The 20811-nt window shown below is 67.6% G+C and carries 20 protein-coding genes; 8 read left to right on the forward strand and 12 right to left on the reverse strand.

Translation table 11 applies throughout. The features are described 5' to 3' along the window. Positions 1 to 47 precede the first annotated feature (47 nt). Both AC0CH8_RS07975 and AC0CH8_RS07980 read left to right on the forward strand, forming a co-directional pair. A complete protein-coding gene (locus tag AC0CH8_RS07975) occupies positions 48 to 707 on the forward strand; it encodes an ABC transporter ATP-binding protein (RefSeq protein WP_204196175.1) in 660 nt (219 codons plus the stop codon). Next, a complete protein-coding gene (locus tag AC0CH8_RS07980; protein ID WP_204195966.1) occupies positions 707 to 1912 on the forward strand; it encodes an ABC transporter permease in 1206 nt (401 codons plus the stop codon). The genes AC0CH8_RS07975 and AC0CH8_RS07980 overlap by 1 nt, the downstream gene beginning before the upstream one ends. Here AC0CH8_RS07980 and AC0CH8_RS07985 read toward each other — a convergent pair. The 6 genes from AC0CH8_RS07985 to AC0CH8_RS08010 all read right to left on the reverse strand — a co-directional run bounded on the left by AC0CH8_RS07985 (position 1881) and on the right by AC0CH8_RS08010 (position 9755). Further along, a complete protein-coding gene (locus AC0CH8_RS07985; RefSeq protein WP_465239418.1) occupies positions 1881 to 2540 on the reverse strand; it encodes a nucleotidyltransferase family protein in 660 nt (219 codons plus the stop codon). The two genes, AC0CH8_RS07980 and AC0CH8_RS07985, sit on opposite strands and share 32 nt — an antisense overlap. Then, complete coding sequence (locus AC0CH8_RS07990; protein WP_465239419.1) at positions 2524 to 3450, reverse strand: XdhC family protein; 927 nt, start codon at positions 3448 to 3450, stop codon at positions 2524 to 2526. Before AC0CH8_RS07990 ends, AC0CH8_RS07985 begins: the two co-directional genes overlap by 17 nt. Before the next feature lie 162 nt (positions 3451 to 3612). Then, a complete protein-coding gene (locus AC0CH8_RS07995) occupies positions 3613 to 5817 on the reverse strand; it encodes a xanthine dehydrogenase family protein molybdopterin-binding subunit (RefSeq protein ID WP_465239420.1) in 2205 nt (734 codons plus the stop codon). A gap of 173 nt (positions 5818 to 5990) precedes the next feature. Further along, a complete protein-coding gene (locus AC0CH8_RS08000; protein WP_465239421.1) occupies positions 5991 to 8234 on the reverse strand; it encodes a xanthine dehydrogenase family protein molybdopterin-binding subunit in 2244 nt (747 codons plus the stop codon). Positions 8235 to 8238: 4 nt separating this feature from the next. Then, on the reverse strand, positions 8239 to 9222 hold the full coding sequence (locus AC0CH8_RS08005) for an FAD binding domain-containing protein (RefSeq protein WP_204195961.1): 984 nt from the start codon (positions 9220 to 9222) through the stop codon (positions 8239 to 8241). After that, positions 9219 to 9755: a 2Fe-2S iron-sulfur cluster-binding protein gene (locus AC0CH8_RS08010; protein WP_465239422.1), complete on the reverse strand. Its 537-nt coding sequence runs from the start codon at positions 9753 to 9755 to the stop codon at positions 9219 to 9221. The genes AC0CH8_RS08005 and AC0CH8_RS08010 overlap by 4 nt, the downstream gene beginning before the upstream one ends. Positions 9756 to 9866: 111 nt before the next feature. On the opposite strand from AC0CH8_RS08010, the gene AC0CH8_RS08015 reads away from it, so the two are divergent. Then, positions 9867 to 10829, forward strand: a complete 963-nt coding sequence (locus AC0CH8_RS08015) for a glycerophosphodiester phosphodiesterase (protein WP_465239423.1) — start codon at positions 9867 to 9869, stop codon at positions 10827 to 10829. A gap of 2 nt (positions 10830 to 10831) precedes the next feature. Beyond that, complete coding sequence (locus AC0CH8_RS08020) at positions 10832 to 11110, forward strand: hypothetical protein (protein ID WP_465239424.1); 279 nt, start codon at positions 10832 to 10834, stop codon at positions 11108 to 11110. A gap of 38 nt (positions 11111 to 11148) precedes the next feature. On the opposite strand, the gene AC0CH8_RS08025 is transcribed toward AC0CH8_RS08020, so the two are convergent. Together AC0CH8_RS08025 and AC0CH8_RS08030 are read right to left on the reverse strand one after the other, a co-directional pair. Continuing rightward, on the reverse strand, positions 11149 to 11835 hold the full coding sequence (locus tag AC0CH8_RS08025; RefSeq protein ID WP_465239425.1) for an esterase/lipase family protein: 687 nt from the start codon (positions 11833 to 11835) through the stop codon (positions 11149 to 11151). A 103-nt stretch (positions 11836 to 11938) separates the two neighbouring features. Further along, positions 11939 to 12595 (reverse strand): TIGR02117 family protein, encoded by a 657-nt coding sequence (locus AC0CH8_RS08030; protein WP_465239426.1) that lies wholly within the window; start codon positions 12593 to 12595, stop codon positions 11939 to 11941. Between the two features lie 57 nt (positions 12596 to 12652). Here AC0CH8_RS08030 and phhA point away from each other — a divergent pair, with 57 nt between their 5' ends. Beyond that, the gene (gene phhA / locus AC0CH8_RS08035) at positions 12653 to 13519 is read left to right on the forward strand and encodes a phenylalanine 4-monooxygenase (RefSeq protein ID WP_465239427.1); all 867 of its coding nucleotides are present in this window, start codon (positions 12653 to 12655) and stop codon (positions 13517 to 13519) included. Between the two features lie 22 nt (positions 13520 to 13541). Here phhA and AC0CH8_RS08040 read toward each other — a convergent pair whose 3' ends face one another. From AC0CH8_RS08040 to AC0CH8_RS08055, 4 genes are read right to left on the reverse strand one after another with little or no spacing between them, the layout of a single operon-like run. After that, positions 13542 to 14528, reverse strand: a complete 987-nt coding sequence (locus AC0CH8_RS08040) for a 50S ribosomal protein L11 methyltransferase (RefSeq protein WP_465239428.1) — start codon at positions 14526 to 14528, stop codon at positions 13542 to 13544. Between the two features lie 16 nt (positions 14529 to 14544). Further along, positions 14545 to 15249 (reverse strand): SDR family NAD(P)-dependent oxidoreductase, encoded by a 705-nt coding sequence (locus AC0CH8_RS08045; protein ID WP_465239429.1) that lies wholly within the window; start codon positions 15247 to 15249, stop codon positions 14545 to 14547. 27 nt (positions 15250 to 15276) lie between these two features. Continuing rightward, complete coding sequence (locus tag AC0CH8_RS08050) at positions 15277 to 16629, reverse strand: methyl-accepting chemotaxis protein (RefSeq protein ID WP_465239430.1); 1353 nt, start codon at positions 16627 to 16629, stop codon at positions 15277 to 15279. A 15-nt stretch (positions 16630 to 16644) separates the two neighbouring features. Further along, positions 16645 to 17958 (reverse strand): methyl-accepting chemotaxis protein, encoded by a 1314-nt coding sequence (locus tag AC0CH8_RS08055; RefSeq protein ID WP_204195951.1) that lies wholly within the window; start codon positions 17956 to 17958, stop codon positions 16645 to 16647. A gap of 212 nt (positions 17959 to 18170) precedes the next feature. On the opposite strand from AC0CH8_RS08055, the gene sdhC reads away from it, so the two are divergent. Genes sdhC through sdhA form a run of 3 tightly spaced genes read left to right on the forward strand, consistent with a single transcriptional unit; the run spans position 18171 to position 20760 of the window. Further along, a complete protein-coding gene (gene sdhC / locus AC0CH8_RS08060; protein ID WP_204195950.1) occupies positions 18171 to 18581 on the forward strand; it encodes a succinate dehydrogenase, cytochrome b556 subunit in 411 nt (136 codons plus the stop codon). After that, on the forward strand, positions 18581 to 18958 hold the full coding sequence (gene sdhD, locus AC0CH8_RS08065; RefSeq protein WP_204195949.1) for a succinate dehydrogenase, hydrophobic membrane anchor protein: 378 nt from the start codon (positions 18581 to 18583) through the stop codon (positions 18956 to 18958). Before sdhC ends, sdhD begins: the two co-directional genes overlap by 1 nt. Then, positions 18958 to 20760 carry a succinate dehydrogenase flavoprotein subunit gene (sdhA, locus tag AC0CH8_RS08070; protein ID WP_465239431.1) on the forward strand — a complete coding sequence of 601 codons (1803 nt, stop codon included), beginning with the start codon at positions 18958 to 18960 and terminating at the stop codon, positions 20758 to 20760. The genes sdhD and sdhA overlap by 1 nt, the downstream gene beginning before the upstream one ends. Positions 20761 to 20811 lie beyond the last annotated feature (51 nt).

Raw genomic sequence — 20811 nt, forward strand, 5'->3', positions numbered from 1 at the left:
TGATCTCGCTGAAGGGCGTGACGAAGATCTATGGCAGCGGCGCGACGATGTTCCAGGCGCTGAAGGGCGTCGACCTCGACATAGAGGGCGGCGATTTCGTCGCGGTGATGGGACCGTCGGGGTCGGGCAAGTCGACGACGATGAACATCCTTGGGTGCCTCGACGTGCCGTCGGGCGGTGAGTTCATGTTTCGCGGCCACCATATCGAGACGCTGGACCGCGATCAGCGCGCGCTGTTGCGGCGGAAATATCTCGGCTTCGTGTTCCAGGGCTTCAACCTGCTCAGCCGCACGTCGGCGCTGGAGAATGTCGAGCTGCCGCTGCTGTACCGGGGTGAGGACAAGAAGGCGCGACGCGAGCTGGGCATGGCCGCGCTCGACAAGGTCGGGCTGGCGGACTGGTGGGATCACACGCCCGCCGAACTGTCTGGCGGTCAGCAACAGCGCGTGGCGATCGCGCGGGCGATCGTGACCAGCCCCGACGTGCTGCTGGCCGACGAGCCGACCGGTAATCTCGATTCCGAACGGTCGGTGGAGATCATGGAGCTGCTGACCGGGCTGAACCGCGACGCCGGCATCACCGTGCTGATGGTCACGCACGAACCCGACATGGCGGCGTTCGCGCGGACGGTCGTGCATTTCAAGGATGGGCTGGTGGAGCGGATCGAGTCTCGTCATCGGCAGGGTGAGAGGGTGGAGGCGGACTGATGCTCGGCACCACGCTTATCCTCGCGCTGCGGTCGATCCGGCGGCATCTGCTGCGGTCGTTCCTGACCATATTAGGCATCGTCATCGGCGTCGGTGCCGTCGTGACGATGGTCACGCTGGGCAAGGCGACCACGTCGGCGGTGCAGGCGTCGATTTCTGCGCTGGGCACCAACGTGCTTCAGGTGCGTCCCGGACAGGGATTCGGCCGCGGCGGCGGCGGCCCACGTCCGCCCGACTTCAAGGAAGCGGATGTCGAGGCGATCGCGAACCAGATCGCCGGCGTCACCGCCGTCGCCCCGCAGGCGAGTTCCAGCGCGACCGCGATCTACAACGGCGCGAACTGGTCCACGACCATCAACGGCACGACGGCGGCGTTTCTGACAGTGCAGCCGTGGCCGTTGACCGCCGGGCGCTACTGGACACCGGCGGAGGAGGCGGCGGGCAAGGCCGTGTGCCTGATCGGCAATACCGTCCGCCAGAACCTGTTCCGCGGGCAGGATGCGGTCGGCGCGCGGTTCCGGCTGGGCAACATCACGTGCGAAGTCATCGGGACGCTCAACACGCGCGGGCAGGGCGGGTTCGGGGATCAGGACGATGTCGTGGTGATGCCGATCAAGGCGGTGCAGCGGCGCTTCACGGGCACGCAGGATATCCGCCTGATGCTGGTCGGCGTCGATCAGGCGTATCAGACCAGCACGGTCCAGGCAGGGATCAGCGATCTGTTGCGCGAACGGCGCAACATCACCGGCGGCAAGGAAGACGATTTCAACATCTTCGACACGAAGCAGATCAGCGACACGCTGACCGGTACGACGACGCTGCTGACGCGGATCGTCGCGGCGGTGGCGGCGATCTCGCTCGTCGTCGGTGGCATCGGCATCATGAATATCATGCTGGTGTCGGTGACGGAGCGGACGCGGGAGATCGGTATCCGGCTGGCCATCGGCGCGGTCGCGCGGGAGGTGCTGTTGCAGTTCCTGGTCGAGGCGGTGGCGCTGTCGTGTCTGGGCGGCGTGATCGGGCTGGTGCTGGCGCAGGGCGTCATCCTCGCGCTGTCGCCGCTGATGCAGGTGCCGTGGACGTTCGACCCGCAGATCAACATGATCGCGTTCGCCATCTCCGCGGTGATCGGGGTCGTGTTCGGCTATTTCCCCGCCCGCCGTGCCGCCGCGCTCAATCCGATCGACGCCCTCCGTCACGAGTAGCGGCGTCGTACCGGATCGTGTGGGCGCGCGCGTCGTGGACCAGCGCGCGGAGTTCCTCCAGCTCCTCGGCAGTATCGACGTCGATGAGTTCGGCAGGGTTGGTCACGACGTGGCGGCCCGCCTTGACCATGTCGGCGGCGCCCTTTTCGCCGGTCAGCGACATCAGGTAATCGAAGCGCCCCTTGCCGAAGATCGCCGGCGGCTTGGTCTCGCTGCCGTCGCTGGAGGCCACCACGGCGTCCTCGCCGTGGGCGGAGTCCATCATGCGCAGGATGTGCGCGGCGGTGACACGCGGCATGTCGGCAAGCGCGATCAGCACCGCGTCCGCGCCCAGTTCCCGTGCGCGTTCCACTCCGAGGCGGACGGAGCGGGACATGCCCTCTCCGGGATCGTCGTTGTGGATCGTTTCGAACCCGTGAGGGGTGTAATCGAGCTTCGCGCCGTCGATGATCGCGAGGCGGGCCATGAACGGCACGCTCTCCAATGCCACCGCGACGTGCAGGCCGAGCGGCTTGCCGAGGAACTCGGCGTCCAGCTTCGACCCGATGTCGCCGTAACGCTGCGACCGACCGGCGGCGAGCAGGATCAGGACGGTATGTTCGACCGTCAGCCTATTGGGATTTATCACGAAATGCTCCCACCATGGCCGCGGCGATCGACAATGCGATCTCCGATGGGCCGATCGCCCCGATATCGATTCCCACCGGCGCGTCGATGCGGTCGATGGCGGAGGGCTCAACGCCCGCCTCTGCCAGACGCTCCCGCCGGGCGGCGTGACTGCGCCGGCTGCCGAGCGCGCCGACATAGCTGGCATCGGTGGCGAGCGCGGCGATCAGTGCCGGGTCGTCAATCTTGGTATCGTGCGACAGCGTCACGACGGCGGTCGCCGGACCCGGTCGCCACGCCGCGATCGCTTCGTCCGGCCAGCGATCGTCGAGCGTCACGCCGGGGAAGCGTTCCTCCGTCAGGAACCGGCCGCGTGGATCGATGACGATCGTCTCGATCCCCAGCGTGGTCGCGAGCGCCGCCAACGCCTGCGCGATCTGGACCGCGCCGACGATCAGCAGGCGGCGCGGCGGGTCGTAGCGGTTGACGAACACTTCCCCCGTTCCGACCGGGCGAAGGTCGGAATGACCCGTCGACAGGTCGGTGGTGACGGTCAGCGCGTCGCCCTGATCGCGGGCCTCGGCGATACGGTCGAACAGTTCGGGGTCGAAGCCCGTGGCGGACACCGGTTGCACCATCACCGCGATCTCGCCGCCGCAGGGTAGACCCACCTCCCACGCCGCGGCATCGGCGACGCCGTAGCGTTTCACCTGAAACGGTGCGCCGGCGATCACTTCCGCCGCGGTCTGGAGGATGTCGCTTTCGACGCAGCCACCGGATACGGAGCCCTCGAACCGCCCATCGGCGTGGACGAGCATGTGGCTGCCCCGCGGACGCGGTGCCGAGCCCCACGTACTGACCACGGTAGCGAGCGCGAGCGGTTCCCCGGCCCAGGCCTTGGCGGCGGCGATGACGGTATCGTTCTCGGCCATTCTTCTTTCTTCTTCCTAAATCCTCCCTTCGCGCAGCGAGGGGAGGGGGACCAGCGAAGCTGGTGGAGGGGCATTGGAGCGGGATGAACGGGCCGCCCGGACGCCGCCCCTTCACCGGCTGCGCCGGTCCCCCTCCCCTGCAAAAGCAGGGGAGGAATGGGTCTAGTTCGGCGGCAATCCGGGGAGCAACTTGTCCACGGTCACCGGCATGTCGCGGACACGCACCCCGGTGGCGTTGTACACGGCGTTGACGATCGCCGCGCCCGCGCCGGCAATCCCGAGTTCGCCCACGCCCTTCGCGCCGACGGGGTTGGCACTGTCGTCGATCTCCTCGACGAAGAATGCCTCGATCGCGGGGACGTCGGCGTTCACCGCGACGTGGTACTCGCCGAAATCGGGGTTCACGAAACGGCCGGTGCGCGGGTCGACGATCCCGTCCTCGGTCAGCGCATACGCCAAAGCCCACGCCATGCCGCCGATCAATTGGCTGCGCGCGGTCTTGGCATTCAGGACGCGGCCGATGTCGAACACGCCGAGCAGGCGGCGGACGCGGACTTCGCCGGTGACGGCGTTGACCGCAACCTCCGCGAATTGCGCGCCGTGGCTCGCCTGACTGGTGCGCTGGCTCTCCTTGCCCGATCCGGCTTTCCCGTGCGCGACGATCGGCTCGCCGTTCCGCAAGAGGTCGGCAAGCGATACCGTGCGCGCGCCGGCGTGGACGCAGCCGTCGCGCAGGCGCAGTTCGTCCGGCGCGGCGTTCATGCGGCGGCCAAGTTCGGCGAGGATGTCCTCGCACGCCAGCGCCACCGCCGACCCCGCGCTGCCCGCGCCGTACGAACCGCCGGAGCCGGCGCTGGCGGGCAGGTCGCTGTCGCCCAGCCGCACCTCGACGCGGTCAATCGGGAGCCCGAGCATCTCGCCCGCAACCTGCGCGAGGATCGTGTAGGTGCCGGTACCGATGTCGGTCATGTCCGTCTCGACCACCGCGCGGCCATCGGGCAGGACGCTGACCCGCGCCTCCGCATTGACGGTGAAGTTGCCGCGCAGCGCCGCCGCCATGCCGATGCCGATCAGCCATTCGCCATCGCGCACCGATGCCGGGTCGGACACACGGTCGGGCCAGCCGAACCGGCGTGCGCCCTCGTCATAGCAGTCGAGCAGGCGGCGGGTGGAAAAGGGCTTGCCGCTGGTCGGGTCGGCCTTCGGCTCGTTGCGCCGGCGCAGGTCGATGGGGTCGAGGCCCAGCTTTTCGGCCAGTTCGTCCATGCCGCATTCGACCGCGAAGGTACCGATCGCCTCACCGGGCGCACGGACCGCACCGGTTTCGGGCAGGTCGACGCGCACCACGTCGGTGCGGAATCGACGGGCGGCACCGGCGTAGAGCGGGATCGTGCCGAACGGCACGGGTTCGAGGAAGCTGCCGGCATCGTTCTGCGATGCGACGCTTTCGTGCGCGATGGCGGTGATGTGCCCGTCCGCGTCGGTGCCGAGGCGGATGCGTTGCACGGTCGGGCTGCGGTGGTGGACCATGTACGCGGTCTGGCGGCGGGGCAGCGCGATCTTGACCGGGCGACCGATCTTTTCCGCGGCGATCGCGGCGAGGATGACTTCGGGGCCGACCGCAGTCTTGCCGCCGAAGCCGCCGCCGACGAACGGCGCGAGGACGCGGACGCGCTCGGGAGGAATCTTCATCACCTGAGCGATGGTGTTGCGCGCCGATCCCGCGATCTGGTTGCTGGTGCGGACGATCAGCCGGTCACCCTCCCACCACGCGGTGGTCGCATGCGGCTCCAGTGCGGCGGGGAAGTGGACGGGCGTGGTGTAGGTGGCGTCGAGCGTCACGGCCGCGTCAGCGAGCGCTGCGTCGACGTCGCCGATGTCGATCGGCGGCAGGAAGCCGATCTTCGCATCGCGATCGACCGGCTGTTCGCGCGGGTCCCAGCGGCCCTCGGCGGCTTCCACTTGCACGTCCACGAGGCGCGCGGCTTCGGTAGCAACCTGTTGCGATTCCGCGACGACGACCGCGACGGGCTGACCGAAGTGGAGGAAGTGGAGGCTATTGAGCGCAGGCATGCCGCGCGAAGGCGCTTCGCCTGCGGGCATGCGAGGATCGCCGTGAATGACGGCGATCACGCCGGTTAGGGCCCGGGCGGCGCTGTCGTCGATAGCGATCAGGCGACCGGCACCGACGGGTGCGCCGACGATCGCGGCGTAGGCGATGTTCTCGGGCGTGCCTTCGAAGGCGTAGCGGGCGGAGCCGGTGACCTTGGCGGGACCGTCGATGCGGTCCAGCGGCTGACCGAGGATGTCCTGACCGTTGCCGTCGAGCCCGGCCGGACGCGACGCGTGGTCCTGCATTCGTTCCATGCGCGTGCTGATCCTTGTTAGCCCGCTGCGTAGATAGGGTGGGGGTAGGGTGGCGGGAAGGTGTCGTTCACCGTTCGTCGGTTCGAGCGAGGCGAGACAATCCAAGCCTAGACGTGAGGCTCTGGATTGCTTCGCGACGCTCGCAACGACGGGAAGCTGAAAGGAGAAGGGGTTCAGACCGGCGGCAGACCTGCCAGCAGCTTGTCGCAGGTGATCGGCATTTCGCGGACGCGGACGCCGCAGGCGTTGTAGACGGCGTTGACGATCGCGGGGGCGGCGCCGCAGATGCCGAGTTCGCCGATGCCCTTCGCATGGATCGGGTTGGCGTGGATGTCTCGCTCGTCGAGGAAGTGAACTTCGAGTTGCGGCACGTCGGCGTTCACGGGCACGTGATATTCGGCCAGATCGCGGTTCACGAGCTTGCCGGTGCGCTGGTCGTGGATCAGATCCTCGGTCAGCGCGCAGCCGATGCCGAACGTCATGCCGCCAAGGCATTGTGAGCGTGCGGTCTTCGCGTTGAGGATGCGACCGGCGGCGAACACGCCGAGCATGCGGCGGACGCGGACTTCGCCGGTGACGGCGTTGACGCCGACCTCCGCGAAATGCGCGCCGTAGCTGGCCTGACGATGGAGTTTCTCGTTCTTGCCCGGCTTGATCTCGCCGAGCGCCTGCATGCCTTCTCCGACGAGGTCGCCGATCGCCTTCTGACGGTTGTCGCCGATCGCCATGCCGTCCTTCAGCGTCAGCACGTCGATATCGACGTCCATCGCCGCCGCCAGCTTTTCGCGCAGGCGTTCGCAGGCGAGGTAGACCGCCGAGCCCGCCGACGCCGCGCCCCATGATCCGCCGGAGCCGGCGGCGGGGGGATCGTTGGTGTCGCCCAGAGACATGGTGATCCGTTCGACCGGGATGCCGAGGATCTCGGACGCGATCTGCGCCATGATCGTGTAGCTGCCAGTGCCGATGTCGGTCATCGCCGACGACACCGTCGCCGATCCGTCGGGGTGGATCTCGACCTTGGCGGAGGATTGCTGGAGCATGTTGGAGCGGGCGGCGGAGGACACGCCGATGCCGATCAGCCACTCACCTTCGCGCCGGCTGCCGGGCGTCCGGTTGCGCTGGTCCCAGCCGAACATCTTTGCCCCCTCTTCCAGCGAGCGCGACAGCTGGCGTGACGAGAAGGGGACGTCCTGTTCGGGATCGCGGTCGGGATCGTTGACCTTGCGCAGCTCGATCGGGTCCATGCCCAACGTCTCCGCCAGCTCGTCCATCGCGCATTCGAGGCCGACCATGCCGACCGCTTCGCCTGGCGCGCGCATCGATCCGGACAGCAGGATGTTGAGCGTCACCTGATCGTGCGTGATCGAGCGGTTCTCGCCCGAATACAGGAAGTGGGTGCAGATGCCGACCGGCTCGAAATAGGTTTCCTCGGGCAGGTTCGAGGTCAGCGAATTATGCGCGACTGCGGTGAGCTTGCCGTCCGTGCCCGCCGCGAAGCGGACGCGCTGTTCGGTGTTGGAGCGGCGGACGGTGGCGTCGAACACCTGCTGGCGCGCCATCACGGCCTTGACCGGCCGGCCGAGCCGGCGCGACGCGATCGCGGCGGCGACGCTCTCCGGCGCGATGCCCAGCTTCGACCCGAAGCCGCCGCCGATATAGCGCGAGATGATCCGCACCTTGTCCTTCGGCACGCCGAGCGACTTCGCCAATTGCTCGGCGTCCGAGGTCGGCATCTGGTACGAGCCGTAGAGCGTCAGCGCGTCGTCGTTCCACACCGCGATCGACGCGTGCGGCTCCATCGCGGCGGAGTTCTGGCTGGGCGTGACATAGGTCACGTCGAGCGTGACGGGGGCCTCCGCGAGCGCTTTGTCGACATCGCCCTGCTTGTAATAGCCCTGAACCTGCGAATCCTGACACGGCTCCGCCTCGTCGCGATGTTCCTCGAATGCGTATTGGCCATCCTTCTTCGTATAGTGGATCGGCAGCGCCTGTGCGGCGGCGCGGGCGTTCTCGAAGCTGTCGGCGAGGACGATCGCGACGATCTGGCCGAAGTAATCGACCTCCTTGACGCCCTGCGTCGGGGCGTTGGTTTCGCCGCCCTGTTGCGAGTTGCGGATGAAGGTGTCGAAGTCGATCACGACGTCGATGACGCCGGGCATCAGCTTCACCGCTTCGCAATCGATCGACTCGACGGTGCCGTGACCGATCTTCGCGCCGACGAGGACGCCGTGGACCATGTCGTCGAGGCGGTATTCGGCGGCATAGGTGGCTGTGCCGGAAACCTTCAGCGGCCCCTCCACCCGGTCGATCGGGCGGGAAATGACGCCCTGTACGCCGCTGTCGAGCAGGCTGGACGGATGCGGCGCATCCATCGTCAGGCTGTTGGTGTCGCCACCAGCGAAGAGTTTCTCGAACATCGGATCAGCGTCCCGTCAGGTCGCGCAGCGACGCGATGAGCGTCCGCCGGGCGAGAGGTATCTTGAAGTCGTTCGACCCGTAGCCGCGCGCGTCGGCGAGCAGCGCATCCGCCGCCGCCTCGAACGTGGCGGTCGTCGCCGGTTGGCCGACCAGCGCCGCCTCCACGCCCGCGTCGCGCCACGGCATCGTGCCGAGGCCGCCGAACGCCAGCGCGGCAGAGGCGATCGTGTCGCCGTCCATCTTTACGACGCCCGCTACCGACACCAGCGCGAAGGCGTAGGAGGCGCGGTCCCGGACCTTGCGGTACAGATGCTTCGCGCCCTCTACCGGTGCGGGCAGTTCGATCGCGGTGATGAGTTCGCCCGGCTCCAGCGCGGTTTCGATGTGCGGCGTATTCCCCGGCAGGCGATAGAAGTCGCCGATCGCGATCCGCCGGCGGTCGCCGTCGCTCTTCAGCGTGACGATCGTCGCATCCAGCGCACGCATCGCCACCGCCATGTCGCTGGGATGGCTGGCGATGCAGCTTTCCGACGTACCCAATACCGCGAGGATGCGGTTGAACCCGCCGATCGCGCCGCAGCCGCTGCCCGGCTCGCGCTTGTTGCAGGGGCTGGCGGTGTCGTAGAAATAATAGCAGCGGGTGCGCTGGAGCAGATTGCCCGCCGTCGTAGCCTTGTTGCGCAACTGGCCCGATGCACCCGCCAGCAGCGCGCGGCTGAGTACTTCATACCCGTCGATGACGCGGCGGTCGGCGGCGAGATCGCTGTTGGGGACCAGCGCACCGATCGTCAGGCCGCCATCCTCGCGCTGCTCGATCTCACCCAGCGGCAGGCGGGTGATGTCAACGAGCTTTTCCGGCGTCTCGACCTGAAGCTTCATCAGGTCGAGCAGGTTGGTGCCGCCGGCGATGAACTTCGCGCCTTGGGCGATCGCCTCCTGCACGGCGGTCTCGGCGCTGTCGGCGCGGGCGTATTGAAAGGTCTTCATGCGCCGATCTCCGCCGCGGTCTTGAGGACGGGGTCGCGGTCGCCCATGCCGGCCACCTCGCGGATCGCGTCGACAATGTTGGGGTAGGCGGCGCAGCGGCAGATGTTGCCGCTCATCCGCTCCGATATTTCCGCATCGGACAGTTCGGCGTCATGCAGATCGCCGGTGACGTGGCTGGGCCAGCCCTTCTTCACCTCGTCGAGCATCCCCACCGCGGAGCAGATCTGGCCGGGCGTGCAGTATCCGCACTGATAGCCGTCGTGCCGCACGAACGCGTCTTGCAACGGATGCAGGTTGCCGACCTGTCCCAGCCCCTCGATCGTGACGATCTCGTCGTCCTGATGCATCACCGCCAGCGTCAGGCAGCTATTCACGCGACGGCCGTTGACCAGCATCGTGCAGGCCCCGCACTGGCCGTGATCGCAGCCCTTTTTCGATCCGGTCAGTTCCAGATGCTCGCGGCAGAGGTCGAGCAGCGACGTGCGTACGTCGACATCCGCCTCGTAGGATCGGTCGTTGATGGTAAAGTGCATGGAAGCCCCCGGATGGTGCAGGTCTGATCAGTCGGGGCTTGGAACGCGGCGTAAGCTTAACGGCTCCCGTTGCGAGACGTTCTCAAAGCTGTTGGCCGGGATGAATATTCGATGGGATACAAGGCGTTTGATCGGCCGCTGGTGATCGCCCACCGCGGTGCCAGCGGCGAGCGGCCGGAACACACGCTGGCGGCGTACGAATTGGCGATCGAACAGGGCGCGGACGTGATCGAGCCCGATCTGGTGCCGACGTCGGACGGCGTGCTGGTCGCCCGCCACGAGAATGCGATTTCGGACACGACCGACGTGGCGGCGCGGGCGGAGTTTGCGGGTCGGCGGAAGACGAAGACGATCGACGGGCGCAGCGTGACGGACTGGTTCGTGGAGGATTTCACGCTCGCCGAACTCAAGATACTGCGCGCGCGCGAACGGCTGCCGTTGCTGCGGCCGGGTAACGCGGCGCATGACGGGCGGTACGAGGTGCCGACGCTCAAGGAGATCATCGCGCTCGCGAAGCGGCACGGCGTTGCGATCTATCCCGAGACCAAACACCCGACCTATTTTGCGGGGATCGGCCTCGGTACCGACGCGCCGCTGGTGGCGGAGCTGCACGCAGCGGGCTGGACGACGGCGGATGCGCCGGTGTTCATCCAGTCTTTCGAGGTCGAGAACCTGAAGCGGATCGCGGGTATGACGAAGCTGCGGCTGATACAGTTGCTGGCCGCGGACGGTGCTCCCGCGGATGGGGCGGTCGCCAGCTATGCCGCGATGACGACGCCGGCCGGTCTGGCCGAGGTCGCGACCTACGCATTCGGGATCGGGCCGGACAAGGCGATGCTGGGCGGCGGCACGCTGGTCCGCGACGCGCATGCGGCGGGGCTGAACGTGCACCCGTGGACGTTCCGGGCGGAGAATGCTTTCCTCGGTCCATCGTTCAGGCGCGGTGAAGATGCGGGCGGGCACGGTGATCTGCGCGGCGAGATCGCGGCGGCGCTGCGGTCGGGGGTGGATGGTTTCTTCACCGACTTTCCGCAAATCGGGGTAGAGACGCGCGACGCGGTGGCGGGAGAATGACGATGAGACTGAAGCTGTTGGGTCCGATCCTGCTGCTGCCGCTGGGCGGGTGCATCAGCACCGCGACGAGCATTGTAAAGGCGCCGTTTCAGGTCGCTGGCAAGGCGGTCGACTGGACGACCACCAGCCAGGAAGAATCGGACCGCAACTACGGCCGCAAGATGCGCAAGGCGGAGGCGCGCGAGGGCAAGGAACGTCGCGAGTTCGAGAAGCGCTGCCGCAAGAACCCCGACGACGGCGACTGCCGGCGCGGGTATGACGGGTACGTAGCGCGGGACTGAATCCTCCCTGACCCTCCTCTTGCGAGGGGAGGGTCGGGTCAGCCCGCCAGCACCTTGGCGATCACTATCAGCACCTCGGGGCGAAGCTGCACGCCCAGATGCCCGCTACGCACTTCGATGGCTCGACAGTCGTCGGCGCGACAGATGTGGCCGGCGACCAGCCCGTCGCTGCGGCTCCAGATCGCGGTGGCAGGAACGGGCAGGGGGCGGGCGATCGCTTCGCTGCGGGCCTGCACGGCCGGGTCTTCGAGGCGTTCTCCCGTCACCAGTTCGAATGCGCGCCAGACGTTCGTCGCCTTGCCGGAGCCGGCATAGGGCGACGCCACGGTGATGACCTCGCGCACCAGATCGGGCCGGGTGTGCGCGACCATGCGTGCCATGATGCCGCCGAGGCTGACACCGATCAGCGTCACGGGGCCGTCCGTTGCGGCCAGTTCCTCGATGCGCGCGATCAATCGGTCGGCGTCGGGGCCGACCGTGCGGACGCCGAGATTGCGGCCGAGGCCCCAACCGTGCGCTCTGTACCCGAGGCGGTTCAGGAAGCGCCGCATCACGACATTGGAGCGGTCCGAGTTGAACAGGCCCGGCAGCAGCATGATCGGCCGCCCATCGCCACGCGGTGCCGCAGCGAGCATGGCCCGGTGCCGCCACCAGCCTGCGACCATCCAAGCGGCGCGCGGGAGTTCGGCGGCCCACAGGGCTTTCGAGGGCGGCGAATGGTTCAACCGGCTTACTCCAACGCAACGTCATCGTGGGCGCTACGAAGCAATGCAGACCTTTGCTCGCGGCACGGGATTGCTACGCCGCGCTCGCAATGACTAAGAGGGCTTAGAACCACCACAGCACCGTCACCGGGAACGGCGTCCACGCGCCGACGCGAATACCTGCCGCCGCCAGCGCAGCGCCGGTCCAGCTATTGCAGGTCCGCACCGCGCTGTAGCGGCCGGTGCCCTCGTAGAAGGCGTCATAGCCGAAATAGCCCGGTTCGATGCTGCCGTCGGGTTTTACGCTCGCCGCGACATAGGCAGCGAGGCGGCGATATTGGTCGGGCGTCACGACGAGGCGGCGGACGCTGGCGGTTTCGACCGGTGCGGGCAAGTGGTCGACATGGACCAGCGTCCGCGCGCTGCCGATCGCCGCGGCGAGCACGGTGGCGGGCCGCACGTCCCACCAGGTCGGCGTCTCCAGATAAAAGGCACGCTCTCCCCAGCCGAACGACAGATGATCGTACCCGGCATATCGCGGATCGCGGAGGTCGCCGGGCTTCGCCAGCGCGCGCCAGTCGACGCCTGCCGCGACCTTCGGCACGACGATGCCGGTGTGGATGCCGTTGGACTCCACCCAAATCGTCACGCCGCTTGCGGGCTCGCGCCAGCCGCGGTTGACCGGGATCGCACCGCCGATCAGCCCCACCATCAGGTAAAGTATCACGATCGACGCAAGCCCGGCGGCGATCCGCTTCGCCCAGGCAACCGCGCTCCTCATGCGTGCGTTTCGGATGCTCACATTCCCCATGTCGAGGGGGCATGCTAGGGCAAGCGCATGGAACAGGAAACGCATGTGATGGACCGTCCGCCCGAGGGGGCTGGGGCGGACTGGACGATCGACCAGCATTGGGACCGCTACACGCCCGAAGAGCATGCGACGTGGGACACGCTGTTCGCGCGTCAGGCGACGTTGCTGCCCGGCCGCGCGTCGAACGCGTGGCTGAAGGGATTGGACGTGCTGAAGCTCGACAAGCCGGGCATCCCCGACTTCCGCGCCCTCAACGATCGGCTGATGGCGCTGACCGGGTGGCAGGTGGTGGCGGTGCCGGGGCTGGTGCCGGACGACGTGTTCTTCGACCATATGGCGAACCGCCGCTTCGTCGCGGGGAATTTCATCCGGCGACCCGACCAGTTGGATTATTTGCAGGAACCGGACATCTTCCACGACGTGTTCGGGCATGTGCCGATGCTCGCCGATCCGGTGTTCGCGGATTACCTCGCCGCCTATGGCCGGGGCGGTCAGCGCGCGCTGGGGATGGATGCGCTCAAGTATCTCGGCCGGCTGTACTGGTACACGGTCGAGTTCGGGCTGATCGCGGAGCCGGAGGGCTTGCGCATCTATGGCTCGGGCATCGTGTCGAGCTTTTCGGAAAGCCGCTTCGCGCTGGACGATCCGTCGCCGAATCGGATCGTGCTCGATCTGGCGCGGGTGATGCGGACGGAATACCGGATCGACGATTTCCAGCAGAACTACTTCGTGATCCCCAGCTTCGACGAGTTGCTGCGGCTGACGGTAGAGACGGACTTCGCGCCGCTGTACGAAGCGCTGAAGGAGCTGCCGGACATCCCCGTCGCGGAAATCGTCGAGGGGGACGAGGTGGTGACGCGCGGGACGCAGGCTTATGCTCGGGGGAAGGCGTAGGTTTCGCGTCCTCGCGCGAATATCAGATGTCCAGCGCCCAGCCGTCCCGGCCCTTGGGATCAAACGGCGCGGACGGCACGAACCGCTCCGCCCCGGCGGTGAGGCGCAGTACGCTCCAGTCGCCGCGGCGGTCGACCGTCTCCAGCGTGCAGCCGCATTCGGCATAGGCCGCGACGACGGTTTCGCGCTGGGTTTCCAGCAGTCCCGCGAGCAGGATCGTCGCCTTCGGTGCGGCAATCGCTGCCAGTTCGGGGGCCATCGACATCAGAGGGCCGGCAAGAATGTTGGCGATCACCAGATCATAGGGTGCGCGCGCCACGATTCCGTCGTCCAGCGTGCCGTCCGCCACGATCAGCGCTACGGCCCCCGCGCCGTCGCCGACCGCGATGGCGTTCGCGGCGGCATTGTCGCGCGTGACGTCGATCGCGATGGGGTCGATGTCGGTCGCCGTCACCGCCGCCTCCGGCCAGAGTGCGACCGCCGCAAAGGCGAGCAGGCCGGTGCCGGTGCCGATGTCGGAGACATTCGCGAAATGGCGCCCCTCGCTCGCCAGCGTATCCAGCATCGCCAGACAGCCGCTGGTCGTTTCGTGATGCCCCGTCCCGAACGCGCGCCCCGCCGCGATGTGGAAGGCGCGCGTGCCGGCCGGCGGCTCGGCATCGCCGGTGTGGACGAAGAACCGTCCGACGTGCAGCGGTTCCAGCCCAGCCTGACTCATCGTCAGCCAATCCTCGTCGCCGAGTTGCTCGATCTCCGGTTGTGTGCCCGCCGCGCTCGGCGCCAGATCGGCCAGTGCCGCCAGCAGTGCCGCGTCGGGCCGGTGCTCGACATAAGCGTCCAGCCGCCACGCCTCCGCATCGTCCAGCACGACCTCGGTCGTCATCAGCACCGCGTCGAACGGCAGCTCCCCGATCGCGTCGATCGCCTCTGCCTCCGCGCGCGTGCAGGGCAGGGTGATTTTCCAGCTTTCCTGTTGGGTCGCGCCGCCGGACGAAAAACCGCTTCGCACTTTTTCTGGCGGACTCTCAGCGGACATAACTAGCCCCGTTCACGTCCAGCACGGCGCCCGTCATCGACGGCGGCGCATCGAGCGCGAGGAACTTCACGGCTGCCGCGACTTCGTCCGGGGCGGCGACGCGACCCAGCGGGATGTCGGCCAGCAGCTTGTCGCCGCCGCGGCTGGCGAGGTAATCGTCTGCCATGCCCGTCATCGTGAAGCCGGGGCAGACCGCGAACGCCAATATGCCCTGCGCCGCATAGCCGCGCGCGATCGTCTTGGTCATCGCGACCATGCCGGCTTTCGACGCGGCATAATGCCAGTGCGCGGGCGAGTCGCCGCGGTAGGCCGCGCGGCTGGCGACGTTGACGATCCGGCCCCCTTTGAACCCGGTCGCAACGCCGCGTTCCTGCCAGTGCAGCACCGCCAAACGGCACAGTTCGGCGGCGGCGGTCAGGTTGATCCGCATCGTTCGCTCCCAGCCCGCCAGCCAATCGTCGTCGTCCAGCGGCGTCGCCTCGAATACACCGGCATTGTTGACGAGCACGTCGATCTCGCCACCCGCGCGGGTCAGCGCCTCTCGCCACAAGGCGGGCGCGGCGCCGGGTTCGTCGAAGTCGGCCGGGATGCCGCTGGCGGTGCCGTGGCCGATCACCGACTGGCCAGCCGCCGTCAGGGTGTCGAAGATCGCCGCGCCGATGCCGCGGCTCGATCCGGTGAGGAGTATCGTCATGCGCGCGGCTTATCGCGCGCGAGACGGTTAGGCCACCTTGGCGGAGAAATCGTCCGCGGCCGCCTGCAACCGCGCGAGCTCGTCGTCGACGGTGCCGAAGCCGCGACCGAGCGCGTCGATCTCGCCGCCGACCGCCTGCGTATCCTGGCGGATACCGGCGATGCTGCCGGACATCGAATCGGCGGCCAGCGCGGTCTCGTCGATCGACGCGGTGATCGCGGTGACGGTGCCGGCCTGCGCCTCCATCGCCTGACGGATACGGTCGGCGCTCGCCTGCACCTCCACCACCGTGGCGCGGATCGAGGCGTTGGTGTCGACGGCGGAGCGGGTCGCCGACTGGATCGCGGCGATTTTGGCGGCGATGTCGTCGGTGGCGCGGGCGGTCTGCGAGGCGAGCGATTTCACCTCCTGCGCGACCACCGCGAAGCCGCGGCCGGCGTCGCCCGCCCGCGCCGCCTCGATCGTGGCGTTCAGGGCGAGCAGGTTGGTCTGACCGGCGATGTCGCGGATCAGGCCGAGGATCGACTCGATGGATTTGGCGTGATCGGACAGCGTTTCCGACATGCCGACCGCACGACCGGCCTGTTCGGTGGCGCGGGTGGCGATGTCGGCGGCGTCCTCGACCTCGTTGCGGGCCGCTTCGATCGCGCGGATCAGCCCGGCGGCAGTCTGCGCCGCCTCCCGCATCGCGATGGCCGACTGTTCGGCCGCGCTCGCCACCTCGCCGGTGCGGTCGAGCACGCGGCGGGTGGAGGTCGCGGCATCCGCGGCCTGCACGCGCAGCCGTGCCCCGAGCGTGGCGGTGTCATGGATGGTGCCTGCGATCCGTTCCTGAAACGCGGTGTCGCGCGCGATGCGTCGGTCCCGTTCCTGCCGGGCGTCCATGCCGCGGACGTGCGATGCCATGACATCCGCCTCGACCAGCGCCATGCGCTGGATGACATCGGCCAGGACGCAGACCTGCGCAGCGTCCGTGATCTGTTGTTCGATCAGTTTCAACGTCGCCGAATGCGACAGCGCCAGCGCCTTCAGCAGGACCCGTAGCGGCACGCCGGCGGCGACGGTTTCCTGCGCGTGCCGGATCGCCATCTGCTCCCACGCATCGGCGAACGGCGCACCGTAGATGGCTTGGCCGTATTCGGCGCTGCGCCGGTACAGTGCGGCCATGCGATCGGCCGTGAAGTGCGCGCGGATGTGCGCGGTCGCCGGATCGGACGTGTAGCAATTCCAGAATGCGATGCTGATGCCGCCAGTCGTCGCCTCGACGGCCAGCAGTTCGGCGATCGTCCGCCCGGCAGGGCCCACCACCCCGTCCCAGTCATAGTCACGGACGCGCTCTGCGATGGAGCGTTGTTCGCGAAGCAGGGCGGCGGCGGGCACGACGGTGCTGCCGGCTCAGGCGGCGACTTTGGCGACGAAGTCGCCGGCGCTGGTCTTCAGGCTGCCGAGGCGGCTGTCGAGAATGTCGAAGCCACGGCCGACCCAGTCGATCTCGGTCGCGACCGCTTCGGTATCCTCGCGGATCGCGGTGATCGTGCCGGACATCGAGTCCGCGGCCAGCGCGGTTTCGTCGACGGCGGCGGTGATCGCGGTAACCGTCTGCGCCTGCGCCTCCATCGCGTAGCGGATACGATCGGCGCTTTCCTGCACCTCCGCGACGGTGGATTTGATCGACGCGTTGGTCTCGACCGTGGAACGCGTGGCGGACTGGATCGCGGCGATCTTGGCGGCAATGTCGTCGGTGGCGCGGGCAGTCTGCGAGGCGAGCGACTTCACCTCCTGCGCGACGACGGCGAAGCCGCGGCCGGCATCGCCCGCGCGGGCGGCCTCGATCGTGGCGTTCAGCGCCAGCAGGTTGGTCTGGCCGGCGATGTCGCGGATCAGGCCGAGGATCGACTCGATGGACTTGGCGTGGTCGGACAGCGTTTCGGACATGCCGACCGCCTGGCTCGCCTGCGCGCTGGCGCGGGTGGCGATCTCGGCAGCGGCCTCGACTTCGTTGCGGGCATCCTCGATCGCGCGGATCAGGCCCGCGGCGGTCTGCGCCGCCTCGCGCATCGCGACGGCGGACTGTTCGGCGGCGGCGGCGACTTCGGACGCCTTGCCCAGCATGCCGCGCGTGGCGTTGGAACTGCGCACCGTGCGCTCACGCAGCGCCCGACCCTCGTCGGTGGCGCTTTCCACCGTCAGCGCGATCCCCTCGCGGAAATCGGCCGCCAGCCGGTCGCGGGCGACGCGGCGGACATGCTCGTTATATTCTTCGTAGATGGCAAGTGTGACGTCGCTCTCCAGCATCGATAGCCGGCTGAGCACGCCGATCATCAGCGGCAATTGCGGATCGATCGGCTCCACCTTCGACAACAGCACGTCGAGCGCGGCGCGGTCGCTGGCGGCGATCATCGACAGCAGCGCCATCGGCGACACCTTGGCGGCGAAGGCCGCGGCGACGGACCGCTCGACCGATTCGATCCAGCCGCGCTGCGCGGTCGACAGGAACCGGTCGCGCAGGAACACGCAGCCCAATTCGACCATCTTCTCGACCTCATGCGGGGCCCAGTCGATCGTCTCGCCGAAACACCGCTGCCATTGCCGCCAATAGGCGAGGGCGATGGGGCGCGCGTCCGGCTCCAGGATCGTCCAGCAGGCACGGGCGGACGCGATCATCGACTCGTCGAAGTCGAACACCCGCAGCCGTGCGCCGATGTCCATGACGGCGGCGACGGACCCTGGTACTGGAAGGTCTGTATTCACGTGGCGGTGTCCCCGAAATGCGATGCACGGGGCGTATCGCAAAGAGGTTAACCTGGAGTAAGGAACCACGACGCCCCGTCCGGGCGGCGGTCGGCATGTCCTTGCATCCGCGCGCATCGCATCATAGGCGGGACGAAACAGCCGTTCACCCGCGACGAGGACCATCCGCCTTGGCATCCCGTAATCCCGCCCGCCCGTTATCCCCGCATCTGGGCATCTGGAAATGGGGCCCGCACATGCTGGTCTCGATCCTCCACCGCGTCACCGGCAGCGGCATGGCGACGGTCGGTGCGTGCCTGCTGGTCTGGTGGCTGGCGGCGCTGGCCGGCGGTGCGGAGAGCTACGCGACCTTCCGCGACACGTTCACGGTGGAGGCGGGCGGCCTCAACATCCTGGGTTATATCGTTGCGATCGGCCTGACGCTGTCGCTGTTCCAGCATATGATGACGGGCATCCGCCACCTCGTGCTCGACACCGGTGCCGGGTACGAACTCAAGACCAACAAGATGTACGCCATGCTGACGATGGTCGCGTCGGTGACGCTGACCGTGTTGTTCTGGCTCTATCTGGGGATCAAGTGATGCGCTCCTCGCTCGGCCGCGTGCGCGGCCTCGGTTCCGCCAAGGAAGGCGCGCACCATTGGTGGCAGCACCGCCTGACCGCGGGCTCCAACTTCCTGCTGATGACATGGCTGCTGATCTCGATCCTGCGCCAGCCGGCCTATGATTATACGACGATGCGCCTGTGGATGGAGAGCGCATGGGTCGCCATCCCCATGATCCTGCTCGTCCTGTCGGTGTTCTGGCATTTCCGCATGGGCCTCCAGACCGTCATCGAGGATTACCAGCACGACGAAAGCCGCGTCGTGTTCATGATCCTGCTCAATTTCTTCGTGGTGGGGCTGGGCGCGATCGCCATCGTCTCGATCCTGAAGATCACCTTCGGAGCCGCTGCATAATGGCCGCCTCTTACAAGATCATCGACCACACCTACGACGCGGTCGTCGTCGGCGCGGGCGGCTCCGGCCTGCGCGCGACGATGGGCATCGCCGAGGCGGGCCTAAAGACCGCCTGCATCACCAAGGTATTCCCGACACGGTCGCACACCGTCGCGGCGCAAGGTGGCATCGCGGCCTCGCTCGGCAACAATTCGCCCGACCACTGGTCGTGGCACATGTACGACACCGTCAAGGGCTCCGACTGGCTCGGCGACCAGGACGCGATCGAGTATCTCTGCCGCGAAGCCCCGCAGGCGGTCTACGAGCTGGAACATGCCGGCGTGCCGTTCAGCCGCAACGAGGACGGCACGATCTATCAGCGTCCGTTCGGCGGCCATATGCAGAACATGGGCGAAGGCCCACCGGTGCAGCGCACCTGCGCCGCCGCCGATCGCACCGGGCACGCCATGCTGCACGCGCTGTACCAGCAGTCGCTGAAGTACGACGCGGACTTCTACGTCGAGTATTTCGCGCTCGACCTGATCATGGAAAACGGCGTCTGCCGCGGCGTGATCGCCTTGTGCATGGAAGACGGATCGATCCACCGTTTCCGCGCGCATCAGGTGGTGCTGGCGACGGGCGGCTATGGCCGCTGCTATTTCTCGGCGACGTCGGCGCACACCTGCACCGGCGACGGCAACGCGATGGTGCTGCGCGCCGGCCTGCCGTTGCAGGACATGGAGTTCGTGCAGTTCCACCCGACCGGCATCTACGGCGCGGGCGTGCTGATCACCGAAGGCGCGCGCGGCGAGGGTGGCTACCTGACCAATTCCGAGGGCGAGCGTTTCATGGAGCGTTACGCTCCGTCGGCGAAGGACCTCGCGTCGCGCGACGTCGTCTCGCGCTCGATGGCGATGGAGATGCGCGAGGGTCGCGGCGTCGGCGAGCACAAGGACCACATCTTCCTCCACCTCGATCACATCGATCCGAAGGTGCTGGCGGAGCGGCTGCCGGGTATCACCGAAACGGGCAAGATCTTCGCCGGCGTCGATCTGACGCGTCAGGCGCTGCCGGTGACGCCGACCGTCCACTACAATATGGGCGGCATCCCGACCAACTATCACGGTGAGGTCGTGCGTCTGAAGGACGGCGATCCCGACAGCATCGTCCCCGGCCTGTTCGCGGTCGGCGAGGCGGCGTGCGTCTCCGTTCACGGCGCCAATCGCCTCGGTTCCAACTCGCTGATCGACCTCGTGGTGTTCGGTCGCGCGACCGGCCTGCGGATCAAGGATCAGCTGAAGCCCGGCACGCCGCACAACCCGCTGCCGAAGGCGTCGGAAGAAATGGCGCTCGGCCGGCTCGACAAGTTTCGCCACGCCGCGGGCGGCTCGCCCACGGCGAAGCTGCGGATCGAGATGCAGCGCACGATGCAGAAGCATTGCGCGGTGTTCCGCGATACCGCGTTGCTGACCGAGGGCGTGGCGCAGATGGAGAAGATCTACGCCGGCATGCAGGACGTGTCGGTCAAGGATCGCTCGCTGATCTGGAACACCGATCTCGTCGAGACGCTGGAACTCGACAATTTGATGGCGCAGGCGTCGGTGACGATCAAGGCGGCCGAAAACCGCAAGGAATCCCGCGGTGCCCACATGCACGAAGATTTCCCGGACCGTGACGACGCCGGCTGGATGAAGCACACGCTGACGACGTTCGACGGTTGGGGCGGGACCGGCGGCAACGTCGCGATCGACTACCGGCCGGTCCACGACTACACGATGACCGACGACATCGCCTACATCAAGCCGAAGAAGCGGGTGTATTGAGGGATTGGCGGTCGCCCATGGCGGCCGCCTCTTTTTTTTACGCCGGAACGC

It is taken from the genome of Sphingomonas sp. AC435, assembly GCF_979253005.1.